We start from the raw sequence: 19,387 nt of genomic DNA on the forward strand, positions 1-19,387 counted from the left end.
CCGGCGCCGGCGCGGCCAGCTATTCGACGACTGCGGCGACAGGATTTTCGTCGCGGCCTCGCAGTGGTTTTTCCGGCATGAGATGAAAGAAGACGAGCGCCGCCGCCATCGCTGCGGCGCTCGCGATGAAGATATAGGTGAAGGGCACGGCCGACGTAACCGTCGTGCCGAGCGGTCCCACCCCTTCGCCAGCAAGCGGCAGTCCGTTGCCAAGAGCGATCGCGCCGAATGCCGCGACGCCGAGGGCGCCACCGAGCGATCGCAGGAACGTCAGAACACCGGTTGCGACGCCAAGATGCGCCTGGTCGACGGCGTTCTGAACCGAAATCGTCGCCACCGGAAAGGTCATGCCCGAGCCGAAACCGGCGGCGAATGTCAGCATTTCGAGGACGACGAGCGAGGTCCGACCGGCGAGAGCAGCAAGGACCGCCAGGCAAAGGAAGGCCAGCGCGCCGCCGACCAACGCCATCCTCTTATAGTGAACGATGCGCGGTATCGTCCGCCCGCTGGTCGTCGCTCCACAGACGGTCCCAAGCAGCAGGCCGAGCATCACCACGCCCGAACTGCTGGCCGACAGGCCGTGGAACGTTTGCGCATAGACGGGGATATAGACCGAGAGCCCGACATTGGCGCCCTGCGCCAGAAACATCGCGAGCGTTCCGTAGCGCACTATGGGATTGGCAAGCACTTCCAGCGAGATCAGCGGTTCGCTCGCCCTGCGCAGCCGCATGGCAAAGGCGAACCAGAGCACGACGGAAACGCCAAGCAAGCCGAGTATGACGGCGGAAAGCCATGGGTAGCGGCTGCCGCCCCAGTTGAGCGCAAGCAGCAATAGCGAAGTCGCAGCGACGAGCAATAGGGCTCCGGCCCCGTCGATACGATGCGCGCGGGCGACGGTCGGCAGCTTCCTCAGGGGCTTGTTGATGATCGCCATCGCCACCAGCCCCAGCGGGATATTGATCCAGAAGATCAGCGACCAGTGCAGATGCTCGGCGAAGGTGCCGCCGAGCAGCGGCCCGGCGATGCTCGCAACCGCCCAGGTTCCCGATATCCAGGCGGCGTAACGCGCCCGTTCCTTGGGCGGTACGAGATCGCCGATGACGGTCTGCGCCAGCGCAAACAGGCCGCCGCCACCAAGACCCTGCACCGCACGGCCTACGATCAGTGTCAGCATGTTGGGCGCCAGCGCGCTTATCAGCGATCCCGCAAGGAAAATGATGATGGCCGCAAAGATCGTCGGCCGCCGTCCGTAGATATCCGAGATCTTGCCGTAAAGGGGCGCCATTGCCGTCGCGGTCAGCAGGTAGCCGGTCACGACCCAGGGCAGATAGTCGCTATGTCCCAGCGCCTTGCCGATGGTCGGCATCGCCGGCGCCACGATCGTCTGGTCGAGTGCTGCCAGAAGCATGGAGAGAAGAACGCCGCCGATGATGACGTTCTTTTCCGGCTCGGAAAGGGCGGACCCCGTTGCTGCCATTGCATTTCGATGAAGCGTCTCAGTCATTCTTGCGGCCTGATTGCAATCCGACGTTTAGTAGTGCCGACGGCATTCAGAAAGGCTGGCATGCCGATAGTCAACCGCCTTGGCGATCAGACCGGACCGGCGCCTCCGATGCACCGCACGATGGTCTGCACGAGCGTAGCAGGATGTGGGGCTGTGCGGGGCGAAAACCGGCAGCCTGGGCTTGCTGATTTGACAAACTTTGCCAAAGTATGCCATGCTTGCCCGCAGGAAATGGAGACCGACATGGCGACGATGAACGTATCCTTGCCCGACCCGATGAAGGATTGGGTGGAAGCGCAAACGCGCACGGGCCGTTATGCCAACGCCAGCGATTATGTGCGCGACCTCATCCGCAGGGATCAGGAGCGAAATGACAAGGTTGCGGTGATGCAACGCTTTGTCGACGACGGTCTGAAGAGCGGCGTCGGGTCCCGCTCCAAGGACGAGCTCTTTTCCGCGGCGCTTACGCGCGCTGAAGTGCCGCGCGGATAATGGCGTTTCGGCTTTCCGTCGCGGCAGAAGAAGACATCATCGCGATCGCCGCAGATGGGGTGCGCCTTTTCGGCTCCGCCCAGGCGCGGCGATATCACGATGAACTCTTCGCCGTATTCGCCTTGATTGCCGCCAACCCGCGCATGGCGCGCGAACGCACGGAGCTGTCGCCGCCGATGCGCATCCATCCGTTCAAGGCGCATCTGGTCGTCTACCGGGTCGAGGCGGACGGCGACATCCTCGTCGTTCGCGTCCGTCATGGGCATGAGGACTGGATCAGCAACGCATTTTAAGCAGGGGACGGCGCCATCGGGCGCCGTCCCCTGTTGCTTCTCGGTCGCGAGGCAGTTGCCTGCGGCCGGTGTCAGACGCTCTTTCGCGTGACGAAGCGTGTTTCCAGATAGGCCTCGATCGCTTCGGAGCCGCCCTCGGTGCCGTAGCCGGAATCCTTGATGCCGCCGAAGGGGACTTCGGGGAGCGCCAGGCCCAGATGGTTGATCGAAATCATTCCGCTTTCGACCTCGCTTGCCAGGCGGTGGGCGCTGCGCTCCGATCCGGTAAAGGCATAGGCCGCAAGACCGAAGGGCAGGCGATTGGCCTCGTTGATCGCCTCGTCGAGATCATGGAAGCGATTGATGATCGAGACCGGGCCGAACGGCTCGTCGTTCATGATCCGGGCGGAAAGCGGCACGTCTGCCAGAACCGTCGGCTCGAAGAAGTAGCCGCGGTTGCCGATGCGATGGCCGCCGGTCGCCAATCGGGCACCATGCTCGAGCGCGTCGGCAACCAGGCTTTCGATCGCCGGGATGCGCCGCTCGTTGGCAAGCGGCCCCATGTCGACGCCGGCTTCGAGACCGTTGCCGACCTTGATCGTCTTCGAGGCGGCGACGAAGCCGTCGAGGAACTGATCAGCGACGCGCTCCTGCACGAGGAAGCGGGTCGGTGACACGCAGACCTGGCCGGCATTGCGGTACTTGCTGGCGGACATGATGGCGACGGCGCGTTCGACATCGGCATCATCGGTGACGATGACAGGCGCATGCCCGCCCAGTTCCATCGTCGCGCGCTTCATGTGCTGGCCGGCAAGGGCCGCCAGCATCTTGCCGACCGGGGTCGAGCCGGTAAACGACATCTTGCGGATCACCGGATGGGCGATCAGGTATTCCGAGATGACCGAGGGCACGCCGTAGACGAGGTTGACGACGCCGGCCGGAAGCCCGGCATCGACGAAGCAGCGGATGAGTTCGGCCGGCGACGCCGGTGTTTCCTCGGGCGCCTTGACGATGATCGAGCATCCGGTGGTCAGCGCCGCCGACAGCTTGCGCACCACCTGGTTGATCGGGAAGTTCCAGGGCGTGAAGGCGGCAACCGGACCGACCGGCAGCTTGACGGTCATCTGGGTGACATCGGGTGCGCGCGGCGGAATGATCTGGCCGTAGGCCCGCTTTCCCTCCTCGGCGAACCACTCGATGATGTCGGCGGCGCCAAGGATCTCGCCCTTCGACTGGGCAAGCGGCTTGCCTTGCTCGCGCGTCATCAGAAAGGCGATGTCGCCGGCCCGTTCGCGCAGCAGGGCGGCTGCCGACCGCATCACCTGGGCGCGGTCGAAGGCGGAGGTTGCCCGCCACGTCTTGAAGCCCTTCTCGGCGGCCGCAAGCGCCTCATTGAGGTCTTCCACTTCGGCCCAGGCCACCTGGCCGATCGTTTCCTCGTTGGCCGGGTCGATGACGGGAATGGTCTTGCCGGAACGCGCCGGCCGCCAGGCGCCGTCGATATGAAGCAGGATGTCTGGGTAGTGAGCCATGGGAAACCCTTTACTGAATGAAGTTCGCCGCTTTGAGCGCGATGCCGTAGGATCAGGTCAATGGGGAACAGGTCGCCTGGCCAGGCGACCTTGAGATCTGGAGATGGGGACGTGGCCGCCCCGTTGCAAGGCGGCAACCCTATTCGGGGCAAACTGAAGACGCTCCGCTCGCAGACGTCAACCCCCTGGCTGCCTTCTCGAACTCGTCTGCGTATTGCTGGCCCGATCAGGGGAGCGCCGATGTGGCCTGCGGCTGACCGCCGAAGTGGGCAATCATGAGCCTGCACAGGCTTTCCATTGCGGGTCCGCGGACCCGATCGATCCGGCGGATCGTGTAGAGGGGGAGAAGCGGGCCGGGGAGACCGTTGCGGGCCGCGAGTGGCACTTCGCAGAGCCGCCCTTCGCCAAGATCTGCCGCGACCAGCCATAGCGGCAGATGACCCCACCCGGCCCCGGCAAGAATGAGGGCGTGTTTGGTCGCAAGGTCGCTGACCCTCAGCGTTTGCTGCGAGAAGACTGCGTAGCTCACCGCCTGCGCATCGGCTGCAGGATCCGCAACGACGATCTGCAGATGGTCGGCAAGGTCGACCGTCGTCAGGCCAACGGTTCCGTCGCGGGGTGCGGCGAGGGGATGACCGCCGGCGCATACCGGAACCATGCCCGGAAAGGCTGCGACCGCCTCGCTTTCGATATGTGCGTCCGTTTCCTGTGCCGCCGTCAGGCCGAGGTCGCAGTCGCCGTCGAGCACCAGGCTCAACGCCATCGTCATCGGCGCCGTCACAAGCTCCACCCGCACGCCGGGATGGGCGCGGGTAAAATCGCTGATGACCCGTGCGATATCCGGCAGAGGAAGCAGCGGGTCGAGCGCCACGCGCAGCGCCGATTCCATGCCCTGATTGAAGCCGTTCGCCTTGGCCCGCAGCGCGTCGGCCTTTATCAGCAAGGTCCTGGCTTCTGCAAGCAAGGTCGCTCCGGCCTTCGTCAATTCGGGGCGGTGCTGGGAGCGGTCGAACAGCGGCAGGCGCAGTTCCGTTTCGAGGTTCAGGATGGCGCTGCTGAGGCCGGATTGGGCACGCCCGAGCGCGCGCGCTGCCGCCCGGAACGAACCGTGGTCGACGACGGCGACGAATACGCGCAACTGGTCGAGCGTCAAGGCATCCAGCATGATCGGCCATCCCGATCAAAGTGATCGATATTTGAGCAATTACATTGATCATTTGAATTGGGCAATGCTCCGCCCACGGGTCAAGGGAGCAGGCAATGGAACGGCCGATCATCAATCACACCTCCGACACGCGGGAGGCATGCGACTGTGATCGCATCACCGTCCGTATCTTCGCCTCTTCCGTCCCGTGCAACGTCGATGAAGCTTCTATCGCCGGCCGGCCGCCGGACGAGGCTTTCCTGCTGCTAGGGCCTGGCGTGGATCCGGTATTTCGCACCCACGTTTCCGGATCTGTCGCCCAGGCTCTAGCGGTCGGGTACCGCACCGTTGGGAGCACGCCGTGATGCCGCGCATGCGCCCCATTCCCGCAATCGGCCAAGCTCGTGGCGTATCGTCACCTGATGCCCGCGATGTCAGTGCCGTTCTCGCGCTCGTCGCCCGGGTCGAAGAGACCCAATGGCTCCGGGACGTCGACGGTTTCGTCTCGTTGCTGGCGCCACAGGCCGTGTGGACAACCGCATTCGGGCGCCAAATCGTCGGCGCGCCGGCAATCCATGCCTTCACCGCCGCCGTACTCCCGAACCTGTTTCGCGATTTTCAGGCGCTCTACGACGTCGAGCGCATCACCTTCCTGCATGCGGATGTCGTCGCGGTGAACGTGCGGCAAATTCCTGTCGATGCCGAAGGCAACCGCCGGCCGGGCGAGGACGAGGGGCGGCCGCTCTATATTCTTCGACGCCACGATGGCGCCTGGAGGATCGTTGTCGCCCAGAACACCACGCACCAGAACGAAAAGATCGCCGCCCAGCAGCGGGCGGTGGATGAAGCAACCAGCGGCGAGACCCATGCGCATGAATGAAAGATCTGCCGGCCACGCCACCTTCGTCATTTGCCGCAGCTACGCCGCAACACCGGCGACCGTTTTCCATGCCTTTGCGGATCCCGCCACCAAACGACGCTGGTTCATCGAAGGGGAGGGGTGGACGGTCGACGAATTCACCTCGTCTTTCGAGGTCGGCGGCCGCGAGCACAGCCGCTTCCGCTTCGGAAACGGCCCGGTCATGTGCAACGACACGATCTATCTTGAGATCGTTGCGAATAAGCGCATCGTCTTCTCTTACACGATGACCGTGGCGGGAACGCCGATTTCGGCTTCTCTCGGAACCCTCGAATTTTCCGCCGACGGCGAGGGAACGCGCCTCAACTACACCGAGCAGGCCGCTTTCCTCGATCGTCTCAACGAGCCGGGCGAACGTGAGGTTGGGTTTCGCGAATTGTTTCAGGCGCTTGCCGACGAAATCGAGCGCGCGCCGGCCGATGCCTGACGGACGGAGGAACCGTCACCACTGAAGCGATGGCCGTCAAAACCTGATGAGCGACACCCGAAGATGAACAATTTTTAATTGTTTTTCAGGGTGTTGCGCCATTGAAGCGGCCACATTTAGGCCCAGCTTCCGATAGTCGGCACCACCTATAGCCGCGTGCCGACAGCAAGGTCTGGGGAGGCGCCGATGCTCAGCCGATCAAGTGTCACGTGTCGTATCGCCGTCGTTCTTCTCGCAATCGCCGCCGTCGGGTTCGTGGTGGCGCGCAAGCCCGTGCCGAGCGAAGCGAAATTGCCAGCCAACGCGGCCGTCAGCACCAAGCGTGGCGCCGTGTCCGTGCAGACGGCGACAGTGACGCTTAAAGATGTTCCCGTTGTCGTCCATGCCCTGGGCAACGTGCAGGCCCCCGATACCGTGGAAGTGGGCGCGCGCATTGCGAGCCAGATCACGGCCATCCACATCAAGGACGGGCAGATGGTCAAGGCGGGCGACCTGCTGTTCACGCTCGACGACCGCACGATAAAGGCCGGGCTTGCCCGTGACCAGGCGATCGTCGCCAAGGATACCGCGCAGCTTGCCGACGCCAACACGGAACTCGAGCGTGCCAAAACCTTGCGCGACGACAAGACCGGCACCCAGCAAAGCTATGACACCGCTCTCTCGCTTCAGCAGGCGGCGCAGGGGACCCTGGATGCCGATCGCGCCACCGTGGATGCCGATCAGGTCGCGCTGAGCCTGACCGAGATCACCGCGCCGATCGGTGGACGCCTGGGCGCCGTGCAGGTCGCGCTCGGAGATCTTGTCGGCCAATCGGGCGCGACATCGAACAATCTGGTGACGATCACGGCGATCGACCCGATCGACGTTACGTTCCGCCTGCCGGAAGAGCGCTTGCAGACGTTCAAGGATCTGATTGATCGCGGGACGCCTCCACCGGTTCGTGCCAGGTCGAGCGGCACGCAAACAGTGATCGGCCAAGGCGTACTCGATTTCATCGATTCTGCCGTCGATACCGCATCCGGCACCATCGCCATGCGCGCGACCTTCCCCAATACCGCTCAGCAGCTCTGGCCGGGCCAGTTCGTGGATGTCGATATCGATCAGGCGCAACTGCATCAGGCGCCTGTTATCCCGAGCGTTGCGGTCCAGCCCGGGCAGGACGGCCCGTTCGTCTTTGATGTGAAGGATGACAACACGGTCGAGACCCGCGCCGTGTCCGTGCTGGCCGACGACGGCAAGGAGGCCGCCATCGGCACGGGCCTTGCCGCCGGTGACCGGGTCATCATCGAAGGACAGGCGCGGCTGAAGTCGGGTGATGTCGTTGTCGCTGCAGGCGCGGCCGATCTGGCCGCGGATTAGGATTTGCCATCATTCGGGAGTGCGTGAAATGCCGCTGTCCGAGTTCAGTATCCGCCGCCCGATCGCGACCGTATTGTTATCGGTCGCGCTCATCCTGGCAGGCGTTTTCAGCTATCTAATCCTGCCGATTGCCGCGCTTCCGCGAACGGATTTCCCGGTCATCAACGTTTCTGCCTCGTTGCCCGGCGCCTCGCCCGAGACCATGTCGACGTCGGTCGCCATTCCACTGATCAAGCAGTTCGCCACCATCGCCGGGATCGACACGATCTCGACGACGAATGCACTCGGCTCGACATCGATTTCAATCGAGTTCGTGCTCGGGCGCAACATCGATGCCGCCGCCGCCGACGTGCAGGCAGCCATCACCAGGACGCTCAGGCTGCTGCCACAGGACATGCCGGCGCCGCCAAGTTACCGGAAGGTCAACCCGGCTGATGCACCGGTTTTGCTCCTGGCGCTGAAGAGCAGCACGGTGCCGCTCACCGCCCTCGACGCCATCGCGCAGCAGGTGATTTCGCCGACGCTTTCGGTGCTCGACGGGGTGGCGGAAGTGTCCATCTTCGGCAGCCAGCAATATGCCGTGCGCCTTCAGATGCATCCTGACGCGCTTGCCGCGCGCGGCATTTCCGTCGACCAGTTGAGGACGGCGGTTGCGGCGGCGAACGACAATTCGCCTCTCGGCACCGCGCAGACCAGCGATCGTCAGGCGGCGATCGTTGCGGACACGCAGCGCATGAATGCCGCCAGTTTCGCGGATATTATCGTCAAGAGCGTCGACGGCAGGCCCGTGCGGCTCGGTGACGTCGCGACGGTGATCGATTCCGTTGCCAACAACCAGACGGCAAGCTGGCACGACGGTTCGCGGGCGATCATCCTGGCCATCCAGCGGCAGCCGGATGCAAATACTGTTGAAGTCGTCGACCGGGTGCAGGCGCTGCTGCCGTCGCTTCGCCAGTCGCTTCCAGCCGCAGCCTCGATCGAAACGCTCAGCGACCGGTCCACGTCGATCCGCGGGGCGGTGCACGACGTCCAGTTCACCCTGATCCTCACCGTCGGCCTCGTGATCCTCGTCATCTTCGCCTTCGTTCGCCGCCTCTGGGCGACGCTTATTCCGGCGCTTGCCGTTCCGATCTCGATCATCGCCACCTTCGCGGCGATGTATCCACTTGGCTTTTCGATCGACAATATCTCGCTGATGGCGCTCACGCTTTCCGTCGGGCTGGTGGTGGATGACGCCATCGTCATGCTGGAAAATATCGTGCGGCACATGGAAGAGGACGGCATCGATGCTTTCTCGGCGGCGCTCATCGGTTCGCGTGAGATCGGCTTTACGATCATCGCGATTTCGCTGTCGCTCGTCGCGGTCTTCATTCCCGTCTTGCTGATGGGCGGCGTGATCGGCCGCATTCTCAACGAATTTGCGATCGTCGTCACCGTTGCCATCCTCGCTTCCGCCTTCGTTTCCCTTACCCTGACGCCGATGCTTGCAGCGCGGCTTCCGGCGAGGGCGGATGGAGCAGAGAAAGCGCGCTGGCTGCGGCAGCTGGATCTTGTATTCGAACGAGGTTTCGACGGGCTTCTGCGCGCCTATGAGCGGCTGCTATCGCTCTGCATAAAGGCGCGCGCGCTGGTGTTTCTGCTTTTCCTGTTTACCGTCGCGATCACGGGCTACCAGATCGCCACGATCCCGAAGGGGTTCTTCCCGCAGGAGGACATCGGCCAGTTGCAGGTTACGACCCAAGCACGCCAGGACATTTCCTTCGCCGCCATGTCGAAGCTCCAGTCCAATGTGGAGGCGGCGTTTGCCAGTTCGCCCTACGTGGCCCATGTGGCAAGCACGATCGGCTCGGGCGGCGCGTCGAGCGCGCTCAACTCCGGTCGGCTGTTCGTCGAGCTAAAGCCCAAGACCGAGCGTCCGCCGCTTGAAACCGTCCTTGCGGATTTGCGCCGGAAGCTGGCGGCGATCCCCGGTATCCAGGCCTTCATGTCGCCGGTCCAGAACCTCTCGGTCGGATCGCGCGCGTCGGCCAGCCAGTACCAGCTGGTGCTCCAGAGCCTCGATCAGCCGTTGATGAACGAATGGGCGCAGAAGCTCCATGATGCGATGAGCGCGGATCGGACCTTCTTTACCGACGTCAACAGCGACCTTCAGATCAACGCTCCACAAACACGCCTCGTGGTCGACCTCGACAAGGCGGCAACGCTCGGGGTCAACGCGAGCGAACTGCGCACCACGCTCTATGGCAGTTTCGGTACCGAGCAGATCTCGACGATCTACACGGCGGGCGACAGCTACGAAGTGATCCTGGAACTCGATCCCTCGATGCAATGGTCAGCCGACAAGTTCGACGAACTGCGTGTCGGCAGTGCCAATGGCGGCCTTGTTCCGCTCGGGGCCTTCGCCCGGGTCGAGACCGTATCCGGACCGCTCACCGTCAACCAGCTCGGCCAGCTGCCAGCGGTCACGCTTTCCTTCAACCTGCCGGCCAAGGTCGCCCTCGGTGACGCCCTTGCGGAGATCGACCGCCTCAAGGCAGAAATCGGCATGCCGTCTGAGGTGACGACCCGCAATTACGGCACCACGCAGTTATTCGAAGACGCCGCCGCCAACCAGGGTCTGCTGGTGCTGGCGGCTATCCTCACGATCTACCTCGTGCTCGGTATTCTCTATGAAAGCCTGATCCATCCATTGACCGTGCTTTCCGGTCTGCCGTCAGCCATATCCGGGGCGTTGCTTGCCATCTATTTCGGCGGTTTCGACCTCTCGATCATCGCTATTGTCGGCGTGCTAATGCTGATCGGTATCGTCAAGAAGAACGCCATCATGATGATCGACGTTGCGCTGACGCTGCAGCGCGCCGGTTCGCCGGCCGCCGAGGCCATCCATAAGGCTTGTGTCATGCGCTTCCGCCCGATCATGATGACCTCGGTTGCTGCGATCATGAGCACGCTGCCGATCGCGATCGGCAGCGGCGCCAGCGCAGAACTGCGCCAGCCGCTTGGGGTCGCCGTCGTCGGCGGCCTGCTGGTGTCGCAGCTTGTGACCCTCTTCGTGACCCCTGTCATCTATCTATACATGGAAGATTTCATGCGGGTCGCTTCCCGCCTGGTTCGCCAGGGGCTGCAGATCACCAGGGGCGAACGACCGACTGCGGTCGACGATCAGCCGGGACACGGATAGCCCGCCCGTTCCGGGATCACGCTACCCTCAGGCGGATGAGGCGGATGTGAAGACCGCAAGCTGCGCATCGAAGGCGCGCTTGTAGGCCGGCCGCGCCTTGCCGCGCGCGACGTAGGCGGAGAGGTTGGGATACGCGTCGAGCAAGCCTGAGTTTTCCAGCCTGCGCAGCACCGTTACCATCAGCAGGTCGCCGGCACTGAAGGCGCCATCGAGCCAGTCGGCCTCCGCGAGCCGCCTGGACAATTGGGCGAGCCGAACTCGGATACGATCTTCGAGCATCAGCAGGCGCTCGTGATACCAGTCCTTGTCCCGCTCCACGTAGGTGGTCGCTTCACGCTCGAGGATCGGCGGCTCCACGGTGTTAAGCGAGGCAAACATCCAAGTGATCGCCCGTGCGCGGGCATCGGCGTCACTTGGAAGCAGGCCGGCATGACGCTCCGCGACATGAAACACGATGGCACCGGTTTCGAACAGGGCAAGGTCGCCGTCCTGATAGGTAGGGATCTGCCCGAACGGCTGAAGCGCGATGTGCGCAGGTTCCTTCATCGTCTTGAAGGTAACGAGGCGAACCTCGTAGGGCTGCCCCACTTCTTCGAGCGCCCAGCGAACGCGCATGTCGCGTGCGAGACCTCGGCCGCGATCGGGCGATTTTTCAAAGGCGGTAATCGTGATCGTCATCTTATCCTCCACGGCTTGCCTGTCCTGAAGACGATTGGCCAAGCGGGATGCCGACATTCATTTTCGCCGCTCGGCGCCGGAAGCGGAAACCGCGATGATGCTGGCAGATAAAGTGATCTCTTCCTCGGTCGGAGAACAGCCGGCTCGCTTCAAAAAGACGTACTGCTCGTCGAGACTAGCCCGAATGGACAGCTTGCTCCAACAGCCGTGGCGAAGTATAAAAGTGTCATAAACGTTATTGTCGAGCGCAATGGAAGTTGATGCCGGCAATTGCGTATCGCTTTCGCCTTTTGACCATGGATGTACTGGCAGAAGCCTTGAGAGCGAAAAAGAAAAGAAGGCCGGAGCCAGCGCGCTCCGGCCTTTTTTGCTGTCTGTTTATCGCTGCGATGCGCAATCCTATTGGCGCGGGCTTGCACCTTTAGCGGTCATGCATTGTTCCTGCTCCACGAGGGCTAATCCAGGGGTAGGTTTCCCCGTTTCGTCCTGTGGATGTTCGCGCCCCGTTCGCGATGGAGGGTCTAGGTGCTGCGATGCCGTGCCATCAGCTTTGCCTGAAGCACGACCACGACGAGCAGGAAGGCGCCGCGGATAACGGACTGCCAGTAGGCGGAAAGCGAGATCCAGCCGAGGCCGTTTTCGAAGTTCAGGATGTTGAAGACCATGGCAAGCAGCAGCGCGCCGGCAAGCGTCGCACCAACTGAGCCGGAACCTCCGGTCAACAGCGTACCGCCGACGACGACGGAAGCGATCGCGAAGAGTTCCCAGCCCACGCCTTCCGTCGGTTGCCCCGCGCCGAACTGGGAAGCGAGGATGACGCCGGCAAGACCGGCGAGCGTGCCCGAGGCGAGATAGACGCCGGCAAGCGCGCGCTCCACCTTCAGGCCCATCAGGCCAGCCGTCGCCTCGCCGTCACCGATCGCCAGGATATGCCGTCCGATCGGGAGCTTTTGCAGCACGAGCCAGCCGAGCACATAGGCCGCAAGCGCGATCCAGGCGGGAATGGGGAACCCCAGGAAATCGTCCTGCCCGATCACCGTGAAACCGGTGTCATAGGAGACGGAGACAGACTGGTTGTCCGCTAACAAAAGGCCGGTGCCATAGGCGGCGAGCATCGTCGCGAGTGTGGCGATGAAGGGCTGGATCCGCATCTTCGTAATGATGAAGCCGTTGAGCGCGCCGACGGCAAGGCCTGCCGCCATGCCGCCCGCAAGCCCCGCCGCCCAATGATAGGGGGATAACAGGGCTGCCACCACGCTTGCCATCGCCGCCGTGCCGCCGACCGACAGGTCGATGCCGCCGGTGATGATGACAAAGGCCATGCCGAGCGCGATCAGCGCGAACATCGAGTTGTAGCGCAGGAAGCTCAGGATGTTATAGGGCGACAGGAAGTTTTCATAGCGCAGCGCCCCGAAGAGGATGAGACCGGCAAGCGCCAGGATGACGCCGAACCGGGCAAGGTCGCCGGAGTTCTTGACCAGGAAGAGGCGGAGGATCGGTTGCATCGTGGTTGCCTCTAATGTTTGCTGGCGCGCTGCTGGATGAAGACGGCGGTAACAATCAGCCCGGCCTTGACGATGAGCGCTGCCGCATCCGGAACGCCATTGGCAAGCAGGGTGTAACGCACCAGCTGGATCACGAGGGCGCCGAGTACCGTGCCGACGATATTGGCCCGTCCGCCCGTCAGTAGCGTCCCGCCGACAGCAACCGCGGCGATCGCATCGAGCTCCATGCCGAGGCCGACAAGGTTGGCATCGCTTGCAGAGTTGCGGGCAACGACGATGAGACCGGCCACACCGGCAAGCGCGCCGCTTATCATGTAGACGAAGAGCTTGACCCGTTTCACCGGTATGCCGGTCAGGCGGGCGGCCTTCTCGTTGCCACCGACGGCGATGATCTGTCGGCCGATGACGGTGTAGCGGATCATCGCGAAAGCCGCTGCGACGATGACGATCATCAGCAGGACCTGGGCCGGAACGCCGGCGATGCGACCGAGTGCGATGAACTGGAAGCCTTCATTCTTGAAGACCTGCAGGTTGCCGTTGGTCATCACCTGGGCGATGCCACGGCCGGCGATGAACAGCACAAGCGTGGCGATGATCGGCTGGATCGAAAAGCGGGTGACGAGGAAACCGTTGAAGAGGCCGAAGAGGGCAGCGGCGGCGATCGGCAAGAGGAAGGCAAGAGCCACCGCGAGCGCCATGTTTTCCACCGGCCAGAACTGGCCCATGAAGATCATCGGCGCCAGTGCGCCGGCAATTGCCATCAACGAACCGACGGAGAGGTCGATGCCGCCGGTGGCAATAACGAGCGTCATTCCGGTCGCGACGATGACGATTGTCGCAACCTGGGTGAGGTTCACGTTCAGCGTCTGCAAGGACAGGAAGTTCGGCGTGACGGCGACGTTGAAGAGGATCAGCGCCAGGAAGGCGACGAAGGTGCCGTAGCGGCTGGCGAGCGTCAAAAGCCTGTTTCCGGACGAAAGGGTTCCCGACGGCTGCGGGGCAGGGGTCTCGATCGTCGTCATGTCATTCTTCCTGGTGGGCTTCCTGGTGGACTTCCTGGTGGGCCATGGCGGCAAGCAGCGCCGTCTCGCTCAAGTCCTTGCGCGACAGCGTCGCGACGGAAGTACCGTCGCTCAGGACCGTCACGCGGTCGGCGGCGGCAAGCAGTTCTTCGAGTTCAGACGAAATCATCAGCACGCTCAAACCCTCGTCGGCGAGACTGCGCAGGAGTTTGAGGATTTCCGATTTGGCGCCGATGTCGATGCCGCGCGTCGGCTCATCTACGATGAGGACCCGCGGGTCTGTGGCAAGCCAGCGGGCGAGCAGCACCTTCTGTTGGTTGCCGCCGGAAAGCTCCTTGATCGGCTGATCGGGGGAGGCACATTTGACGCCAAGCGCCCGGATGTAGCGGCTGACGATCTCATCCTGGCGCGCGCGGTCGACGATACCGGCTTTCTTCAGCTTTGGCAGCAAGGCGAGCGTCATGTTTTCGCGGATGCTCATGTCGGGCACGATGCCATCGATCTTCCGGTCCTCGGACACGAGGCCGATCCCATCAGCGATCGCATCCGCCGGTTCGCGATAGCTGCGTCCCTGTCCCTCCATGCGGATCGTGCCGCGCTCCATCCTATCGGCGCCGAAGATCAAGCGCGCCGTTTCGGTGCGGCCGGAGCCGAGCAGTCCGGCAAGGCCGGAGATCTCGCCCTCTCGCACAGCAAGGCTGACGTCGCGCACGCGCACGCCGGCGCCCGCCTTGTCGAGTTCGAGGCGGACGGGCCGCACCGGCGCGTCCTTCTCCGGTGCCATGGCCTGAAAGGCGGCAAGCTCCTTGCCGAGCATGTGGCGCACCAGCGCCATTTTCGGCATGTCCGCCATCGGGCTCTTGGCGACCGTCTGACCATCGCGCATGATCGTCACGCGGTCGCAGATCTCATAGAGTTCGTCGAGCCGGTGGCCGATGAAGATGACGGCGACGCCGGAGCGTTTCAGCGTGCGGATCGTATCGAAGAGGATGGCGACCTCGCGCTCGTCGAGCGAGGAGGTCGGTTCGTCCATGATGACGAGCCGGGCGCTCTGCGTCACCGCGCGGGCGATCGCCACCATCTGCCGTGTCGCCGCATCGAAATGCGCGACGGGACGGTCGACGTCGATCGTCAGGTTGAAGGTTTTGAGCACCGCTTCGGCCCCGCGCCGCATGGCGGAATAATCGATCATGCCGAACCGCTTCGGCTCGCGGGAGAGGTAGATGTTCTCCGCCACCGAGCGCTGCGGGGCGAGATTGATTTCCTGGTAGATCGTCGCGATCCCGGCGGCCTGCGCCTCAGCCGGCATCGAGAAATCGACATCCCGACCGTCGTAGGCGATGCTGCCTTCGTCCCGGCGATAGACGCCGGTCAGGATCTTGATGAGCGTCGACTTGCCGGCGCCGTTCTGGCCGACAAGCGCCATGACCTCCGCCGGTTCGACCTCGAGCGAGGCGGATTTCAGTGCCGGCACGCCGGCGAACGCTTTGGAAATGCCCTGCATGGACAGAAGCATGGGTCTCCTCCCTATCTTCGCCATCCGCCGCCCCATTTGGGGGTGGGCGTCATCAGCCTACACTTGAACGGGCTGAAGGTCATGCTGCCGTCAAAAAGACGGCCGAGACGGTTGCGCCGTCCCGGCCGTGGAGGCTCGGGAGATTGGATCAATAGGCGTTGGCGAGTTCGGCGGCCGCGTTGGAGGCGTCGTAGAACTTGTCGTCGTTGATGATCATCGGGTCGATCTTTTCGCCCTTGGCGTAGCGCATCATCGTCTCAAACGCCTTCGGCCCGAAGCGCGGGTTGCACTCGACGACGGCTGCGATCTTGCCGTCGACAACCGCCTGCACGGCCTCCTTGCCGCCATCGATCGACAGCACCAGGACGTCCTTGCCCGGCACCTTGCCGGCCGCTTCGAGTGCCGCGATCGCGCCGATCGCCATTTCGTCGTTGTGGGCGTAGATCACGTCCGCATCCGGATGGGCCTGGAGCAGGGCTTCTGCCACCTGGCGCCCTTTGTCACGGGCGAAATCGCCGGTCTGTGAGGCGACGATCTCGAAACCGCCGGCCGCTTTGATCGCCTCGTCAAAGCCCTTCTTGCGGTCGTTGGCGGGCGACGACCCGGTCGTGCCTTCGAGCTCGATGATCTTCGACTTGCCGTTGGCGTTCTTTACCAGCCATTCGGCAACGCGCTTGCCTTCTTCGACGAAGTTCGAGCCGATGAAGGTCAGATAGTCCTCGCCGGCCTTGGCCAACGACGGATCGACCGAGCGATCGAGCAGGATCACTGGAATGCCCGCCTTTTTCGCGGCCATGACGGCGGGGATCAGCGGCTTTTCTTCGCGCGGCGCGAGAAAGATCACATCGACGCCTTGAGCGATCATCGAGTTGACGTCGGCGACCTGCTTGGCGGCGGAACCGGCGGCATCCGTATAGACGAGCTGGAAGCCGAGCTTTTCCGCTTCGGTCTTCATGCTGTTCGTCTGGGCGATGCGCCAGGGATTGTTGGATTCGGTCTGCGCGAAGCCGACCTTGTATTTGTCCTTCTGCTCGAGCTTCGGCACTTCGGCGATCGCGACACCCGCAAGGGCGAGCGCGCCGACGGCCGTTGCCGCCAGCATGAAGGTACGACGGGAAATCGTGGTCATAATCGGGTTCTCCTCCCAGATTGGCCGGTGCTCCTCTACCGGACGTGAGCGTTTTTGCGCTTCACATCTCCAAATCTTGCGCTAATAATATTAGCAGTCAAGGCCAAAATTTATGAGCACTTGCAAAAGCCCGCGTGCGGTGCAATGCACGCTCAACTGCATGTTTCCTTTAATCGTCTCCGATTGAAGGGGAAAAACATGCAGAAATTCAAAGTGCTACAGCGACCTTTGCACGTCTCCTAGACGCGCGGTGCTGTAGGGTAGGGGAGCACACATGGCCAAGGGAAACGGGCGAAATCTGGAGAAAAAGGGGGAAGGACGCCCAACCATGACGGATGTCGCCAGGATAGCCGGCGTTTCCCAGTCAAGCGTTTCCCTGGTGCTGAACGAGATGTCGGGCTCGCGCATCTCGCCCGAAACGCAGCAGAAGGTGCGCGAGGCTGCTCATAAAATCGGTTATAAACTGCCAGCGACCCGAGGTCCGGTTGCAGCGGCGCCGGCGGTAGAGAAGGACACAATCGCCTTCATCGTCGATGAAATCTCCACCAGCCCGCACCCGGTCGTCAGCCTCGACGGCATTCGCGATTATGCTTTCGAGCAAGGCATGCTGGTCTCGGCGCATGTCACCCGATCGAACCCGGAACTCGAGGAAGCGGTTCTGCGGTCGGTCCTGCGCGACCCCTCCATCGCCGGCGTCATTTACGCGACGATCTTCACCCGCAAGGTTGCCGTTCCCGGGGCGTTGGCGCCGCTGCCGACCGTGCTTCTCAATTGTTACTGCGAGCCGCGCCAGCATGTGGCGATCGTGCCGGGGGAGGTCGCCGGCGGTTTCGCCGCCACAGCGCATCTGACGGCGCTCGGCCACAAGCGCATCGGCTTCATCAACGGCGAGTGCTGGATGGACGCCGCCATGGATAGGCTAAAAGGCTACAAGCAGGCGCTTGCCTCAGCCGACATCGCCTTCGACGAAACGCTTGTGCGCGATGGCGACTGGCTGCCGCTCCGCGGCTACGAGGCCGGGCTGGACCTGCTCTCCATGCCCAACCCGCCGACAGCCATTTTCTGCGGCAATGACCTGATGGCGATCGGCGTCATGGAGGCGGCCCAGGAAAAGGGCTTGCGGGTGCCCACCGATCTCTCGGTGATGGGCTATGACGACCAGGAACTGGCGCGCTACACCCATCCGCCGCTCTCGACCCTCGTGCTGCCGAACTATGAAATGGGCCAGAAGGCGGCCGAACTTCTGATCGACATGGCGATCCACGGAAAACACATGCGGCCGATGACAATAAAAGTCGACGGACCGCTGGTGGTTCGCGATACCACCGCTCTCCTGTCCGCAGCCAGAGCTTCAAAGAACGCTCGATAAACGCCGCCAGCAGCGCTCCCTCCCTTGCCCCGCCGCGGCGCGCGCGAGGCCGTGACGCCGACGCCGGTAATCTAGATACTTCGGATCCCTTGCTCAACGTGTGTCATCAGCACGACCGCCATAAAAACGCTCGTTTGTACACAACGGTTACGTGTGTTATCCGGCCGCCGTGATTTTCGGCGGTCCGTGAGTCTGCGTCCAGCAGACTGCAATCGCGGTATTGGGATTGGTTATTGATGTTTGAGAAGGAAGCCTACTGGGTTTCGTGGTTGCGCTGGCATCTCTATCGAAAGCGCAGGGGCAAGCAGGGAGATGCCTTCAAGGGTGCCCTGCTGAAAATGCGGACGGCCGTGCGCAGACTGCCAAGGGGTGCACTGGTGCTTGATTGCGGCGCCAACGTGGGTGATGTCAGCGGCTATTTCCTGGCCAAGGGAATGAAGGTAATTGCGTTTGAGCCGGATCCGACTGCACTTGCGGTCCTCAAAGCGCGCTTCCCGAACGAGCCGCGACTAGTCATCGAGCAGAAGGCTGTCGGGGCGGCCGCCGGCTTTGCGCCATTCTATCAGACCGAGGCGCTTGCCGATGGCAACATCAAGGAGACGATTGCCTCCTCCTTGATGCGTCGCGACGTTCACACGACGGCACCCGTTGCTCAGGTGGAGATCGCCAACCTGGCTGAATACATTCGTGGTTTGCCGGAGCGCGTGCGCATCCTCAAACTCGACATTGAAGGTTACGAGGCTGAAGTCCTCGAAGCCCTGCTCGCGGAACGCCTCGAGCGTCAGATCGACTTGATCCTGGTGGAAACCCATGAATTCTTCTCGGAAGAGTTAGCCGCCCGGATCGGTGCGCTGCGCTTGCGGATCGAACGGGAGAAGATCACGAACGTCTGCCTGGATTGGCACTAGAGCAGGTGGATCGTCGCTCTCACCTGGTTGCGCTTGGGTACTTGGTGGCGATCTTGCCACATCCATGGCACCCGGGAGGTGCTTCCGGTCGAAGTCCCGCGCGAACGTCGAGTCTTGGTTTGAGGGGCGAAGCCGGGGGCTCGTTTCTCGTCGTCATGCTCCGCGCAGTTAGGTACATGGTCGCGCTCGGCCGGCGCGTCGAAGGGGCACGGCTTTGACCAGTGAGCCGAGAGGCGAGACTGTCGCATCTCTAACTGGCCCAACTGTCGCACTTCAAATTAGAATGTACCTGGCTACAAGTTCTGTCAAAGCTGAATAGGGCTGCGACGTCGCCAGCCATTTAGAAATGCGACACTGCCCGCCGGCTTGCTCTGCCAGTCAGCCCCCGATCCGACCGGCTGGTCCGGGTTGAAAGGGCGGAGCGGGGGCG

The 19,387-nt window shown here is 62.9% G+C and carries 17 protein-coding genes; 9 read left to right on the forward strand and 8 right to left on the reverse strand.

Annotation, left to right across the window (positions count from 1 at the left end):
• Positions 1-19: 19 nt before the first annotated feature.
• On the reverse strand, positions 20-1,477 hold the full coding sequence (locus IB277_RS35725; protein ID WP_246812896.1) for an MDR family MFS transporter: 1,458 nt from the start codon (positions 1,475-1,477) through the stop codon (positions 20-22).
• A 270-nt stretch (positions 1,478-1,747) separates the two neighbouring features.
• On the opposite strand from IB277_RS35725, the gene IB277_RS35730 reads away from it, so the two are divergent.
• Entirely contained in the window at positions 1,748-1,996 is a 249-nt protein-coding gene (locus tag IB277_RS35730) for a type II toxin-antitoxin system ParD family antitoxin (protein WP_034798187.1), read from the forward strand.
• Positions 1,996-2,289 carry a type II toxin-antitoxin system RelE/ParE family toxin gene (locus IB277_RS35735; protein ID WP_034798189.1) on the forward strand — a complete coding sequence of 98 codons (294 nt, stop codon included), beginning with the start codon at positions 1,996-1,998 and terminating at the stop codon, positions 2,287-2,289. The genes IB277_RS35730 and IB277_RS35735 overlap by 1 nt, the downstream gene beginning before the upstream one ends.
• A gap of 71 nt (positions 2,290-2,360) precedes the next feature.
• On the opposite strand, the gene IB277_RS35740 is transcribed toward IB277_RS35735, so the two are convergent.
• Together IB277_RS35740 and IB277_RS35745 are read right to left on the reverse strand one after the other, a co-directional pair.
• On the reverse strand, positions 2,361-3,800 hold the full coding sequence (locus IB277_RS35740) for an NAD-dependent succinate-semialdehyde dehydrogenase (RefSeq protein ID WP_034805416.1): 1,440 nt from the start codon (positions 3,798-3,800) through the stop codon (positions 2,361-2,363).
• Between the two features lie 226 nt (positions 3,801-4,026).
• Entirely contained in the window at positions 4,027-4,965 is a 939-nt protein-coding gene (locus IB277_RS35745; RefSeq protein ID WP_113136078.1) for a LysR family transcriptional regulator, read from the reverse strand.
• Positions 4,966-5,060: 95 nt separating this feature from the next.
• Between IB277_RS35745 and IB277_RS35750 the strand changes: the two genes are divergently transcribed.
• From IB277_RS35750 to IB277_RS35770, 5 genes are all read left to right on the forward strand, one after another.
• Complete coding sequence (locus IB277_RS35750; protein WP_060529873.1) at positions 5,061-5,309, forward strand: hypothetical protein; 249 nt, start codon at positions 5,061-5,063, stop codon at positions 5,307-5,309.
• Entirely contained in the window at positions 5,309-5,824 is a 516-nt protein-coding gene (locus IB277_RS35755) for an SgcJ/EcaC family oxidoreductase (RefSeq protein ID WP_060529874.1), read from the forward strand. Before IB277_RS35750 ends, IB277_RS35755 begins: the two co-directional genes overlap by 1 nt.
• Positions 5,817-6,290, forward strand: coding sequence for an SRPBCC family protein (locus IB277_RS35760; RefSeq protein ID WP_192373065.1), 474 nt, complete (start codon positions 5,817-5,819; stop codon positions 6,288-6,290). Before IB277_RS35755 ends, IB277_RS35760 begins: the two co-directional genes overlap by 8 nt.
• Before the next feature lie 258 nt (positions 6,291-6,548).
• Positions 6,549-7,649, forward strand: a complete 1,101-nt coding sequence (locus IB277_RS35765; RefSeq protein ID WP_371813766.1) for an efflux RND transporter periplasmic adaptor subunit — start codon at positions 6,549-6,551, stop codon at positions 7,647-7,649.
• A gap of 28 nt (positions 7,650-7,677) precedes the next feature.
• Positions 7,678-10,830, forward strand: a complete 3,153-nt coding sequence (locus IB277_RS35770) for an efflux RND transporter permease subunit (RefSeq protein WP_192373067.1) — start codon at positions 7,678-7,680, stop codon at positions 10,828-10,830.
• A gap of 27 nt (positions 10,831-10,857) precedes the next feature.
• Here the strand turns inward: IB277_RS35770 and IB277_RS35775 are convergent, their stop codons facing one another.
• The 5 genes from IB277_RS35775 to IB277_RS35795 all read right to left on the reverse strand — a co-directional run bounded on the left by IB277_RS35775 (position 10,858) and on the right by IB277_RS35795 (position 16,680).
• Positions 10,858-11,508, reverse strand: a complete 651-nt coding sequence (locus tag IB277_RS35775; protein ID WP_034803369.1) for a glutathione S-transferase family protein — start codon at positions 11,506-11,508, stop codon at positions 10,858-10,860.
• A gap of 521 nt (positions 11,509-12,029) precedes the next feature.
• Entirely contained in the window at positions 12,030-13,013 is a 984-nt protein-coding gene (locus IB277_RS35780; RefSeq protein WP_034803377.1) for an ABC transporter permease, read from the reverse strand.
• Positions 13,014-13,024: 11 nt separating this feature from the next.
• Entirely contained in the window at positions 13,025-14,035 is a 1,011-nt protein-coding gene (locus tag IB277_RS35785) for an ABC transporter permease (protein ID WP_034803379.1), read from the reverse strand.
• A 1-nt stretch (position 14,036) separates the two neighbouring features.
• Complete coding sequence (locus IB277_RS35790; protein WP_060521186.1) at positions 14,037-15,551, reverse strand: sugar ABC transporter ATP-binding protein; 1,515 nt, start codon at positions 15,549-15,551, stop codon at positions 14,037-14,039.
• Positions 15,552-15,699: 148 nt separating this feature from the next.
• Positions 15,700-16,680, reverse strand: a complete 981-nt coding sequence (locus IB277_RS35795) for an ABC transporter substrate-binding protein (protein ID WP_192373069.1) — start codon at positions 16,678-16,680, stop codon at positions 15,700-15,702.
• A gap of 274 nt (positions 16,681-16,954) precedes the next feature.
• Between IB277_RS35795 and IB277_RS35800 the strand changes: the two genes are divergently transcribed.
• The gene (locus IB277_RS35800; RefSeq protein WP_060521185.1) at positions 16,955-18,049 is read left to right on the forward strand and encodes a LacI family DNA-binding transcriptional regulator; all 1,095 of its coding nucleotides are present in this window, start codon (positions 16,955-16,957) and stop codon (positions 18,047-18,049) included.
• Between the two features lie 236 nt (positions 18,050-18,285).
• Positions 18,286-18,957 carry an FkbM family methyltransferase gene (locus tag IB277_RS35805; RefSeq protein ID WP_034803387.1) on the forward strand — a complete coding sequence of 224 codons (672 nt, stop codon included), beginning with the start codon at positions 18,286-18,288 and terminating at the stop codon, positions 18,955-18,957.
• Positions 18,958-19,387: the final 430 nt, after the last annotated feature.

Source organism: Ensifer sp. ENS07 (assembly GCF_014852185.1).
Lineage (GTDB): Bacteria > Pseudomonadota > Alphaproteobacteria > Rhizobiales > Rhizobiaceae > Ensifer > Ensifer adhaerens.